The following is a 12,511-nucleotide window of genomic DNA, read 5'->3' as shown; positions in this document are numbered from 1 at the left end:
GGCAAGAAAGGGGTGCTCACTATGAAACAGATGGTTCAGATAATCCGGAAAGCGGATGTAGAGAAGGAATATATTCATGTGCTGAAATTGGAATTAGATTATGAGCTTGCTTCACTGTTCGATGCAATGCAGCAAAAAGATGAACATCAAATGTCAAAAAGCAAGCAGCGGCTCCATGAAATACACGTTGAACTGGAGGCCCTCCATGCGCTCTAATCCATCTATACACTAAAGGCATCTGCTAGAGTAAGACAGCAGATGCCTTTTTCGTTATACTAATACTAATAGGGAGGCGTTTATAAATGGATTTACACGCTATGGATAGATACATAAAATCATTAATTAAAGAAGCAGGACATCGAATTCGCAATTCCTTTTTAACGGATATCACAATTGAATCAAAATCTAATGTCAATGATTTGGTAACCAATATGGATAAAGAAATTGAACAATTTTTTATTGAGCGGATTCGCAGAGATTTTCCGGAGCATCGAATTTTCGGAGAAGAGGGCTTTGGGGACGATATTCAAAATACAAAGGGAATCATTTGGTTGCTCGATCCAATTGATGGCACCATGAATTTTGTTCATCAAAAAAGAAACTTTGCTATCTCTCTTGGAATATATGAAGAAGGAGTAGGCAAACTTGGCTATATTTACGATGTTGTAAATGATGATTTGTATCATGGAGTAAAAGATGGAGGAGCGTATTACAACAATGAAAAGCTAAGACCGCTTATGGAAACGGAGATATCCGAATCCATCGTGGCGATGAATGCGACATGGGCAATCCCAAATCGTTATTTAGATCATGAAGCTATTATCCAGTTAATTCGCGATGTACGTGGTACACGCTCTTTTGGCTCAGCTGCACTCGAGCTTGCTTATGTTGCATGCGGACGTTTCGACGCGTATATTTCAATGAGGTTATCACCGTGGGATATTGCTGGTGGTATGGTCATTGCCCATGAAGTAGGCGCAATAACAACGAACTTCAAAGGTGACCCAGCAAACCTTTTAAAACAAGACACTTTTATTGCGGCTAATCCAGCGATTCACCAAGAACTATTAGAAAAATATATAAAATTCAAGTAAAAAAAGATGCGGAATTCCGCATCTTTTTTTATAATTATAGTAATCCGGCTTCCCGCATTTCCTTTTTCTTTTTGAAGCCCATACCCATGACAAAAACGAGCATTAGAATCGCTGCAAATATGCCTAACACACTGCGTAAGCCAATAGCCAAGCCGATTAAGACCATCGCTACGATTGCTGCCAAGGAATACAAAACAAATATCCATTTTATGTTTTTTATTAGATTTATCACTGGATTTTCCTCCTGTAGCTTACCGCCTGAAATAAAATCTTAGGGTTTTACACCTATATGTGCTATACTAGCACAGTTATAGGCATGAAAAAAGAATATTGGAGTGAAAATATGACTAACTTACGTAACGACTTAAGAAACATTGCAATTATTGCCCACGTTGACCATGGTAAAACAACTTTGGTGGATCAACTTCTACAACAATCTGGAATTTTCCGTTCAAACGAACACGTTGAAGAACGAGCTATGGATTCTAATGATATAGAGAGAGAACGTGGAATTACGATTCTTGCGAAAAACACTGCTATTCAGTACAAAGACGCTAAAATCAACATTTTAGATACTCCTGGACACGCCGATTTCGGTGGAGAAGTTGAACGTATCATGAAAATGGTTGATGGAGTTCTATTAGTAGTTGATGCTTATGAAGGCTGTATGCCACAAACACGTTTTGTTTTGAAAAAAGCTCTTGAGCAAAATTTAAAACCAATCGTTGTTGTTAACAAAATTGACCGTGACTTTGCACGCCCTGAAGAAGTGGTTGACGAAGTCATCGAATTGTTTATCGAGCTTGAAGCTAACGACGAGCAATTGGAATTCCCGGTTATCTTTGCATCAGGTATGAATGGTACGGCAAGTCTTTCTTCAGATCCATCTGATCAGGAAGAAAACATGCAAGTTATTTATGATGCAATCATGGAACACGTTCCAGCGCCAATCGATAACAGAGATGAGCCACTTCAATTCCAGGTAGCTCTTCTTGATTACAGTGACTATGTTGGACGTATCGGTATTGGCCGCGTATTCCGCGGAACAATTGAAGTTGGACAATCAGTTTCATTGATGAAGCTTGATGGTTCGTACAAAAACTTCCGTGTTACGAAAATTCATGGTTTCATGGGACTTAAACGAGTGGAAATCCAAAAAGCAGAAGCTGGCGATTTAATTGCTATTTCTGGTATGGAAGACATCAACGTAGGAGAAACGGTTTGTCCTGCAGAACATCGCGAAGCATTACCGATTCTACGCATCGATGAACCAACTCTACAAATGACTTTCTTAGTTAACAACAGCCCATTTGCAGGTAAAGAAGGTAAATGGATTACTTCTAGAAAAATTCAAGAACGTTTAGATGCTCAATTGCAAACAGACGTATCATTGCGCGTAGATAATACAGATTCACCAGATGCTTGGGTAGTTTCTGGACGCGGAGAATTGCATTTGTCGATTTTAATCGAGAACATGCGCCGTGAAGGGTTTGAAATTCAAGTTTCAAAACCTGAAGTTATTGTACGTATGGTTGACGGAGTTCGCTGCGAACCAGTAGAACGCGTTCAAGTTGACGTACCTGAAGAATACACAGGTAACATCATTGAATCATTAGGTGAACGTAAAGGCGAAATGTTGGATATGATAAACAACGGTAGTGGACAAGTCCGTATGGTGTTTAACGTACCAGCTCGTGGATTGATCGGTTACACAACTGAATTCTTGACACAAACTCGTGGATACGGAATCATCAACCACACATTTGATAGCTACCAACCAGTTGCTTCTGGCCGTGTTGGCGGACGTCGCGAAGGTGTATTGGTATCTATGGAGCGCGGAAAAGTTTCGACTTACGGCTTAATGGGCATCGAAGACCGCGGGACTTCGTTTGTTGAAGTAGGCGCTGAAATTTACGAAGGCATGATCGTTGGACAGCATAACCGCGATAGCGATCTTACAGTAAACATCGTAAAAATCAAAGCTGCAACAAACATCCGTTCAGCTAACAAAGACCAAACAACAACGATGAAAAAAGCGCGTTTGATGAGTCTTGAAGAAGCACTTGAATACTTGAATGATGATGAGTATTGTGAAATTACACCACAAACGATTCGTTTACGTAAAAAGATTCTTGATAAAAACGAACGTGAACGTATGGCTAAGAAAAAGAAAGTTGCCATCGAAGAATAAGTGAATAGGAAGGATGTATAATACGTGGACGAACAAGCTTTTGTCTATGACAGTATGTATCCGGTAGCCCGAATTTTATATCAAAATTTGCCGAGTTTTGAAATGGCAGGATACGCATTATTTGCGGTAATTTTCCTGCTTTCGGCTTTTGTTTATAAGTTAGGGTTTGCTAAAAAGTTATCACTTGGAAAAAATGCAGCAATTGGCCTATTTTTAGCAATTGGTGGTTTAGGGCTTACGTTTTTAGCCTTTTTCTTACCGGTTGTTGAGGGGCTTGTTATTGCAGCGCTCATACTGATTCTTTATAAAGTTCGCTTATGGCGCGAAAAACGCGAAAACGCTGTATCTCATTGAGATACAGCGTTTTTGCGTTCAAATGTTTTGTATAGTATTGGTAATAATAATGAATAGGTTAAATGGCCAAATACCCAGTACAGAAATGCACTCCAGTCATTAACTGCTGGCACATCCGCATTGATGGCAAGGTCAGCAAGTAAAAAGTAAAGGAACGGGAAAGGGATAGACATAAGTAAACTAAGAATCACCAATTGGCCAAATGTGTATTTCCGTCGTTTCGCTAAAAATACAAAAACAATGCCGATAACTAAAGAAATACTCATGTGAAAAATAAATTCTGTGACTTCTGACCACTGTACATCACCGATTACCGGAATAAAATCAACATTCAACAAGAGCGTATATACTTGTTCCCCAGTAACTGATTGAACCCATTTTAGTAAAACTCCTAAAATCAACCCACTCCAAAATCCAATCCAGAGACCCTTTAAGAGCTTCATCAGAAGTCGTCCTCAATACTGCGGGAACTTCGGTAAAAGCGGAATGAACCAGTTGCTAAGCGTTCTTTCGTTCGTTCTGTTATACGATCATGGCATTCGTCACACATATGGGTATGAATAGGTCTGTTACGCAGGCGTTTGGCCTGGAGTGTATCATCGACTAATTCTTCAATTTTATCGCAGATTACGCATTTTACTCGCATGCTTTATCACTCCTATTCGACTCGGATGGCTTGGATATCGGTAATGGGATTTTCTTGATTAGATCCATCCGGAAGAAGCACATGGACGGGGCCATCTTCTTTCAATGGTTTACCGTGATCACTAAATTTAAATATTAATTGTTCAGCGTGATCAATCGGAAACTCGAACTCACCGTGCAATGTTTCAAAGACAACACGTTTTGCATGTTCAAAAGGTTCTGCATTTAAAAGAAATGGCTTAAACAAAATACCGAAAGTTCCTGTTAGCATTTCTTTTTTTTCTTTACTCTTATACGTTTTTTCTGAATTCAAGGTAGGGGGTACGGTACTGCCTTCCATAATTTCACGAGACCAATGTTCACCCATTCCGCGTTTGTAATCTTCAAGCTCATCTTTCTCAATCCGCTCTTCTTGAAAATACGTCTCTAAATTCAATTTGCGGTCATCAAAAATCCATACAGTTGGATCCAGAATCAATTTAAATTTCACTTCACCTTTAAAAGGTACGATAAATTCCATGGGTAAACCCTCCATTTAGATAGTTACTCTTTTTATAGTATACCTTTTCATGTCAAGTTCCTAAAGGGATTCATCTCTTTCATCTAAGAGGCTTGCATTTTCCCTGTGTAAAAGATACACTTTAAACAGGAAAATAGAGAAGAAAACTCATGAAAATGGGGGGAGTCCTCATGGAACATACAGAAGAACAAACATACCATTTGAAGGCTTTAGAACTCCTCAAAGCGGATGCAGAGAAAATCGAGCAATTAATCAAGGTGCAAATGGATCACTTAACGTTACCATCTTGCCCTTTATATGAAGAGGTGCTGGACACCCAAATGTTCGGTCTATCACGCGAAATTGATTTTGCGGTTAAGCTGGGGCTAATCGAACGTGAGGCTGGAAAAAATTTAATGGATACGCTAGAAAAGAAACTTTCGATTCTTCACGATGCGTATACAAATAAATGATCTAAAACTCAAACGAATCCTGTTTGAGTTTTTTTGAAATTTAAGGGAAGTAGTTAAACTTACTGGTTTACTTAAAACGAATTTACACGGCAGCCTACGCTTTTCTTGTTGTCTAGCTCTGGCTGCCAGATTCTAGGGTCATAAGTCACTCTAGCTGTGCGGCAAAGAACGCCGCTTCGCCAGCGCATCTTATGCCCGTCGAATCTACACGGCAGCCTACGCTTTTCTTGTTGTCTAGCTCTGGCTGCCAGATTCTAGGGTCATAAGTCACTCTGGCTGTGCGGCAAAGAACGCCGCTTCGCCAGCGCATCTTATGCCCGTCGAATCTACACGGCAGCCTACGCTTTTCTTGTTATTCTATTAAATTAAAAGAGGTATAAAAATGAAATCTTACATCAAGAAGTACGCAAAATACTTTGACTATCCTTTATTTTTTACTTATTTAGCGTTAACTATATTTGGGCTGATTATGATTTACAGCTCCAGTATGGCGTGGTCGGTCAATTACTATGGTTCTGAGCCCAATCGATTTTACATACAACAACTAATAAACTTAGCAATTGCGTTTCCGGTTTTTGCAATAGCGGCTGTTTTTCCGTATAAGCATTTTAAGAAACGCTGGATGATGAAAATCATCTTAATCGTTGTCTTTACCGGATTGATCGCTGTTCATTTTATCGGTTTTGCAGCTGGGGGAGCACGTAGTTGGATTAGTTTAGGTTTTGCGAATATCCAACCGTCTGAAGTAGCAAAGGTCGGAATAATTCTTTATTTATCTGGCGTGTTTGCTAACAAATACCATAACGGCACCATTAATAAATTAAATGAGGCAATTATACCTCCAGTTATCATCTTAACACTTGTGCTATTTTCTGTATTTCTTGAACCCGATCTTGGATCTATGTTGATTATTGGAGCAGTCGGCCTATCGGTCATGTCCGCAAGTGGTGTTCGTTTAAAGCCGTTTATTCGACTTTCTGCAGTCTTTGTAGCAGCAGCCTCCCTTATCATTATTCCTTTTATGATTTTTGCAGGAGACCGGATTTTTACTGAAAAACGTCTAGGTCGATTAGATGCTTTCTTCAACCCATTTTCGGATGAGCTAGGATTTGGTTTCCAAATCGTTAATGGCTATTTAGCAATCGGTTCTGGTGGCCTAAGTGGTTTAGGGCTGGGGCAATCGATTCAGAAGCTAGGATACCTTCCAGAACCTCATACTGACTTTATAATGTCAGTCATAGCTGAGGAGCTAGGAGTATTAGGGGTGGTCTTTGTTTTAGGTGGTTTAGGATTTGTCGTATTGCGAGGTCTTTGGATAGCTATGACGACACATGATCCTTTAGCTAGAATGTTAGCGACGGGTGTTGCAAGCATGATTGGGATTCAATCTTTTGTGAATTTAGGTGGCTTAACCGGAATTATTCCATTAACTGGAGTAACTCTTCCTTTTATCAGCTATGGCGGAACTTCTGTAATTTTGTTATCTTTATCTATGGGAGTATTAATGAATGTTTCCATGTTCAACAAATACGAAAAAACGAAAAAGTAAAGGGTGTGCTGCGGTGTGAAGAAGATTGACAAAATCTTGGTGGCCAACCGCGGAGAAATCGCTATTCGGGTTTTCCGCGCTTGTACAGAACTGAAAATTCAAACAGTTGCGATTTATTCTCAAGAAGATAGTGGTTCATTTCACCGCTATAAGGCCGATGAATCCTATTTAGTAGGCAAGGGTAAAAAGCCGATCGATGCATATTTGGATATTGAAGATATTATCCGTATAGCAAAAGATTCGAATGTAGATGCAATTCATCCTGGCTACGGCTTTTTATCGGAAAATGTCCATTTTGCAAGACGTTGTGAAGAAGAAGAGATTGTTTTTATCGGTCCGACTTCGCAACATTTGGATATGTTCGGTGATAAAGTTAAAGCACGTACTCAAGCAATTGCGGCTGGTATTCCGGTTATTCCAGGTACAGATGGCCCAGTTGAGTCTTTAGAGGAAGTTGAAGAATTCAGTAAAACAGCAGGTTTTCCATTAATGATTAAAGCATCTCTTGGCGGCGGTGGCCGCGGAATGCGTATTGTCAGATCTCATGAAGAATTAGCATCCTCTTACGAACGTGCAAAATCTGAAGCAAAAGCTGCTTTTGGTTCAGATGAAATGTATGTTGAAAAATTCGTCGAAAAACCTAAACATATTGAAGTTCAAATTTTAGGCGATTCAGAAGGAAACGTCATCCATTTGTATGAAAGAGATTGTTCAATTCAACGCCGTCATCAAAAAGTTGTAGAAATTGCCCCTTCAAACTCAATTAGTAACGAATTGCGCAACGAAATTTGTGATGCCGCAGTTAAATTAATGAAAAATATCGACTACATAAATGCCGGCACTGTCGAATTTCTTGTAGCCAACAACGAATTTTACTTTATTGAAGTAAATCCACGTATTCAAGTCGAACACACGATTACAGAAATGATTACCGGAATTGATATTGTCCATGCACAAATCCATATTGCTAGAGGACATATGATTCACAGTGAAGAAATAGGGATCCCACAACAAAGTGAAATTCCATTATTTGGTTTCGCAATTCAGTCGCGTGTAACTACTGAAGATCCATTAAATGATTTTATGCCTGATGCTGGAAAGCTAATGGTTTATCGTTCAGGTGGTGGATTTGGCGTACGTTTGGATGCAGGAAATGGTTTCCAAGGAGCAATAATCTCACCTTATTATGATTCACTATTAGTGAAAGTTTCAACTTGGGCATTAACGTTCAAGGAAGCTGCAGCTAAGATGGACCGTAACTTGCAAGAATTCCGAATCCGTGGGATTAAAACAAATATTCCATTTTTAGAAAATGTGGTAAAACATAAGAACTTTATAAAAGGCGAATTTGATACAAGCTTTATCGATACAACGCCAGAATTGTTTATATTCCCAGTGAGACAAGACCGTGGGACTAAGTTATTGAGCTATATCGGTAACGTAACGGTCAACGGTTTCCCGGGAATTGAGAAGAAAAACAAACCAATCCATACGGCTCCACGTAAACCAGAAGTGGATTTATTAGCTCCGGCACCAAATGGTACGAAGCAGATTTTCGATTCACAAGGAGCAGAAGGATTAACTAAATGGATTCACGAACAAAAAGAGGTATTGATCACAGACACTACATTCCGCGATGCGCATCAATCGTTGCTTGCTACACGGGTTCGCTCGCATGATTTGTTTGAAATTGCGAAAGAAACTGCACGTTTGCAACATGATTTGTTTTCTCTTGAAATGTGGGGAGGCGCCACTTTTGACGTGTCTTACAGATTCTTAAAAGAAGACCCTTGGGAACGTTTGATCAAACTTCGAAAAGATATTCCAAATGTGTTGTTCCAAATGTTGTTCCGCGGTGCAAATGCGGTAGGTTATAAAAATTATCCAGATAATGTCATTCGTGAATTTGTCCGTAAATCGGGAGATGCAGGAATCGATGTATTCCGTATTTTCGATAGTTTAAACTGGATCAAAGGTATGGAAGTGGCGATTGATGAAGTTCGTCAATCTGGCAAAATCGCAGAAGCAGCGATTTGTTACACAGGAGATATATTAGATCCGAGTCGAGACAAATACACGGTGCAATATTATAAAGATATGGCAAAAGAATTAGAAGCAGCAGGCGCACATATTTTAGCGATTAAAGATATGGCAGGTCTGTTAAAACCAGAAGCGGCTTATCGTTTAGTATCTGAACTTAAAGATACCGTGTCATTGCCAATTCACCTTCATACACATGATACAAGTGGTAACGGAATTTATATGTACTCGAAAGCGATTGAAGCAGGAGTGGATATCGTTGATACAGCTCTTGGGTCGATGGCAGGTCTTACATCACAACCAAGTGCAAGTTCCCTTCATTACGCGATGAGTGGTGGAAACCGTGAAATTCGATCAGATGTGAAAAACCTCGAAAAAATGTCTCATTATTGGGAAGATGTTCGTAAATACTATGTTGATTTTGAAAGCGGCATGAATAGCCCGCATTCAGAGATTTATGAACATGAAATGCCAGGTGGACAGTACAGCAATCTCCAACAACAAGCAAAAGCTGTAGGGTTAGGATTGCGCTGGGAAGAAGTTAAATCGATGTATTCTCGCGTTAACATGTTATTCGGAGATGTTGTGAAAGTAACACCTTCTTCAAAAGTAGTCGGAGACATGGCATTGTTCATGGTGCAAAATGAGCTAGATGAAGAAACGGTCATTTCTCGTGGGAAAACAATTGACTTCCCAGAATCCGTTATCGAATTCTTTGAAGGATATATCGGCCAGCCACATGGTGGATTCCCAGAAGAGTTGCAGAAAGTCATCTTGAAAGAACGTGAGCCAATTACCGTTCGTCCAGGTGAACTCTTAGAGCCAGCAGATTTCGATGAAATCAAAAAGACTTTGTACGATAAATTAGAACGTCCTTTAACAAGCCATGAAATTTTAGCTTACGCGCTATATCCGAAAGTATTCGATGAATATACAGCTACCAATATTCAATTTGGTAATGTGTCCGTTTTAGATACATTGACATTCTTATACGGAATGAGATTAGGCGAAGAAATCGAAGTTGAAATTGAAAAAGGCAAAACTTTGATGGTTAAGATGGTTTCCATAGGTGAACCGCAAAAAGACGGAACGCGCATCATCTACTTCGAGCTAAACGGTCAACCTCGTGAAGTAAGCATTCAAGATATGACAGTAGAAGCGGATAGCACGGCTAAACCGAAAGCAAATCCGACAAACGAAAGTCATATTGCGGCAACCATGCCAGGTACTGTGTTAAAAGTGCTCACAGAAAAAGGAACCAAAGTAAAACGTGGCGATCATTTACTCGTGACAGAAGCCATGAAAATGGAAACGACTGTTCAAGCGCCATTTGATGGAACGATTCAAGATATCCATGTAGTTGCCAGTGATGGCATTTCAACAGGTGATCTGTTGATAGAAATGGAGAAAAAATAAAAACAAGGTAGGCGCATTATGCGCCTACCTTGTTCTTATTTAGAATTTTTTTTTATTCGACTTCGAGATACCAACAATACCATATAACATAACAAGCCAAACAGCATTGAAATTAGCAACGAATGGAGTAGCGCGACAACTAAGTTTAGTTTTGTCAATACAACTAGCATACCTGTTGTTGCTTGAAGAAGAACGATTATGAAAGCTATTGTCCAACCCCAGTAAATAACACGTTGATCTTTATAATGCTTAATAGCGTGCCAAGCAATATAGCCTAGCCAAATGACGATCAAACCGGCTGCTGCACGGTGACCCATTTGCACCCATTCGTACATATTGCTAGGCAATGCAAAATCGTCGTTTCGACATAATGGCCAATCAGAACAAATCAGACTGGAATCCGTATGCCGAACTAATGCGCCCGTATAAACCACAATGTAAGAATATAAAGCGACACCAATTGTATGGAAACGTAATTTTTTACCGATTTGCAAACGATCTGCATCAAACTTCCGGTCTACTTCAAAAATTAGAAGTGTCAATAATAATATAGAGGCAAACGATAGTAAGGAAATACCGAAGTGAAGGGCGAGGATAAAGTCACCTTGTCCCCATAGCACCTGCGCTGCCCCTATTAATGCTTGTAAGACTAAAAAGAATACAGCCATAATAGCAAGGAATTTTGTTTCTCGAACATGTCCGAACTTTCTCCAAGCCCATACAGCCAGAATCACGATTAATAGACCAACGACGCCAGTGACCAGACGATGAGAAAATTCGATTAACACTTCCGTTGTAATATTGTCTGGAATTAATTTCCCATTACAATCTGGCCAATTTCGTCCACATCCCATACCGCTGTCGGTCTTAGTAACAAGGGCTCCACCAAGAAGTATTAACAACATGCCTATAGTAGCCGCAACGGCAAACCATTTTATATATCTATTTTGCTGCAAAATACCACCTACTTTTTCTATAGAAAACTTTTCAACGTCCATATACCTGCATACTCGATAATAGCGAATATTTCCTCATAATACAACGAGAAATCAACAATAGTAGAAACTTTCAAGATTTGGACATAATAACTGGAGCTTCACAAACTGTTCAAAAACTATTTTTTTTCTATCTTAAAATAGTGTAAGTGTTAGGGTATGATAGGAGATGTATAGAGTGAGACCAATTACGTGAAAATCATCTCTTTTATCAGGAAATTTCAGTTATATGTAGAAAAACAACTGGAATTTAGATATAGTTATGGTTAGCGGAATATGCTTACAACTTTGAAAGGAGGGACTTATATGTCAAATGGCCGGGCAATGTCTGCAGATGCACACGAAGAACCGGAAGCGTCAACATTTCTTAAAGACTTTTTGGCACTTATCAAAATTGGAATTGTCAATTCTAATTTAATTACAGTCTTTACAGGTTTGTGGCTCGCATTTCAGTTTTCCAACAGACATTTTCTTAACGAGCTGGATATCCTTGTCTACACCATTTTCGGTTCAGCGCTGATTATTGCAGGATCTGCAGCGATGAATAACTATATTGATACGGATATAGATCCTTTAATGGAAAGTAAGAAAGGGCGTCCGACAGTAACAGGAAGATTCAAGCCATCAGCTGTCCTGGCACTAGCTATTTCTTTCATCGTTATAGGCGAAATATTTTTGTTCTCCGCTTCTGTATCGGCTGGTGTATTAGGGATTGCTGGAGTTTTTGCTTATGTTATTTTATATTCCATGTGGTCAAAAAGACGTTATGTCAGCAATACGATTGTTGGAAGCATCTCTGGTGCAATACCACCACTAATCGGATGGGCTGCAGTGGAACCGACACTTGGAGTGGGTGCTTGGGCATTATTCCTTATTATGTTCATTTGGCAGCCACCGCATTTTTATGCTTTGGCTATGAAGAGAACGGAAGAGTATCGGGCAGCGAATATTCCTATGCTACCGGTAATAAAAGGTTTTCACAGAACAAAGAAATCGATGCTTGCATGGGTTGTAATGCTTTTCCCTCTGCCATTCTTATTAATGGAACTTGGGACAGGCTTCATCATCTTAGCTACACTTTTAAATATCGGGTGGTTAGTATTGGCTATTCGAGGATTTAAAGCGAAAGATGATTTGAAATGGGCGAAGACAATGTTTATTTATTCATTGAACTATATGACCATTCTATTTGTTTCGATGATCATTTTTGCTGTTTTCATCTAAAAACCATTTCTAAAAAGAAACTATTTAAATG

13 protein-coding genes are annotated in these 12,511 nt (G+C 39.4%); 8 read left to right on the top strand and 5 right to left on the bottom strand.

Annotated elements, in window-relative coordinates:
* Positions 1-21: 21 nt before the first annotated feature.
* Positions 22-216 carry a hypothetical protein gene (locus BBI08_RS11655; protein ID WP_040850911.1) on the top strand — a complete coding sequence of 65 codons (195 nt, stop codon included), beginning with the start codon at positions 22-24 and terminating at the stop codon, positions 214-216.
* Between the two features lie 86 nt (positions 217-302).
* Positions 303-1,094 carry an inositol monophosphatase family protein gene (locus BBI08_RS11650; protein WP_008498054.1) on the top strand — a complete coding sequence of 264 codons (792 nt, stop codon included), beginning with the start codon at positions 303-305 and terminating at the stop codon, positions 1,092-1,094.
* Positions 1,095-1,128: 34 nt separating this feature from the next.
* Here BBI08_RS11650 and BBI08_RS11645 read toward each other — a convergent pair whose 3' ends face one another.
* On the bottom strand, positions 1,129-1,326 hold the full coding sequence (locus BBI08_RS11645) for a YlaF family protein (protein WP_418312499.1): 198 nt from the start codon (positions 1,324-1,326) through the stop codon (positions 1,129-1,131).
* Between the two features lie 111 nt (positions 1,327-1,437).
* Here BBI08_RS11645 and typA point away from each other — a divergent pair, with 111 nt between their 5' ends.
* Positions 1,438-3,285, top strand: a complete 1,848-nt coding sequence (gene typA, locus BBI08_RS11640) for a translational GTPase TypA (RefSeq protein ID WP_008498052.1) — start codon at positions 1,438-1,440, stop codon at positions 3,283-3,285.
* 24 nt (positions 3,286-3,309) lie between these two features.
* The gene (locus tag BBI08_RS11635; RefSeq protein ID WP_008498051.1) at positions 3,310-3,639 is read left to right on the top strand and encodes a YlaH-like family protein; all 330 of its coding nucleotides are present in this window, start codon (positions 3,310-3,312) and stop codon (positions 3,637-3,639) included.
* Here BBI08_RS11635 and BBI08_RS11630 read toward each other — a convergent pair.
* From BBI08_RS11630 to BBI08_RS11620, 3 genes are read right to left on the bottom strand one after another with little or no spacing between them, the layout of a single operon-like run.
* The gene (locus BBI08_RS11630; protein ID WP_065528122.1) at positions 3,633-4,082 is read right to left on the bottom strand and encodes a hypothetical protein; all 450 of its coding nucleotides are present in this window, start codon (positions 4,080-4,082) and stop codon (positions 3,633-3,635) included. The genes BBI08_RS11635 and BBI08_RS11630 overlap by 7 nt on opposite strands.
* Positions 4,082-4,285 carry a YlaI family protein gene (locus BBI08_RS11625; protein ID WP_008429170.1) on the bottom strand — a complete coding sequence of 68 codons (204 nt, stop codon included), beginning with the start codon at positions 4,283-4,285 and terminating at the stop codon, positions 4,082-4,084. Before BBI08_RS11625 ends, BBI08_RS11630 begins: the two co-directional genes overlap by 1 nt.
* A gap of 12 nt (positions 4,286-4,297) precedes the next feature.
* Positions 4,298-4,804, bottom strand: a complete 507-nt coding sequence (locus BBI08_RS11620; protein WP_065528121.1) for a hypothetical protein — start codon at positions 4,802-4,804, stop codon at positions 4,298-4,300.
* Positions 4,805-4,974: 170 nt separating this feature from the next.
* On the opposite strand from BBI08_RS11620, the gene BBI08_RS11615 reads away from it, so the two are divergent.
* The 3 genes from BBI08_RS11615 to pyc all read left to right on the top strand — a co-directional run bounded on the left by BBI08_RS11615 (position 4,975) and on the right by pyc (position 10,261).
* Positions 4,975-5,256, top strand: coding sequence for an Fpa/YlaN family protein (locus tag BBI08_RS11615; protein WP_008429175.1), 282 nt, complete (start codon positions 4,975-4,977; stop codon positions 5,254-5,256).
* A gap of 382 nt (positions 5,257-5,638) precedes the next feature.
* Complete coding sequence (locus tag BBI08_RS11610) at positions 5,639-6,805, top strand: FtsW/RodA/SpoVE family cell cycle protein (protein WP_008498049.1); 1,167 nt, start codon at positions 5,639-5,641, stop codon at positions 6,803-6,805.
* A gap of 15 nt (positions 6,806-6,820) precedes the next feature.
* Entirely contained in the window at positions 6,821-10,261 is a 3,441-nt protein-coding gene (gene pyc / locus BBI08_RS11605) for a pyruvate carboxylase (protein ID WP_065528120.1), read from the top strand.
* 35 nt (positions 10,262-10,296) lie between these two features.
* Here pyc and BBI08_RS11600 read toward each other — a convergent pair whose 3' ends face one another.
* Positions 10,297-11,259, bottom strand: coding sequence for a COX15/CtaA family protein (locus BBI08_RS11600; RefSeq protein ID WP_205847835.1), 963 nt, complete (start codon positions 11,257-11,259; stop codon positions 10,297-10,299).
* 303 nt (positions 11,260-11,562) lie between these two features.
* Here BBI08_RS11600 and cyoE point away from each other — a divergent pair, with 303 nt between their 5' ends.
* A complete protein-coding gene (gene cyoE, locus BBI08_RS11595; protein ID WP_008498048.1) occupies positions 11,563-12,480 on the top strand; it encodes a heme o synthase in 918 nt (305 codons plus the stop codon).
* Positions 12,481-12,511 lie beyond the last annotated feature (31 nt).

It is taken from the genome of Planococcus halocryophilus (assembly GCF_001687585.2).
Lineage (GTDB): Bacteria > Bacillota > Bacilli > Bacillales_A > Planococcaceae > Planococcus > Planococcus halocryophilus.
Note: the sequence above shows the minus strand (reverse complement) of the source record. Positions and strands in the feature narration are given on the sequence as shown.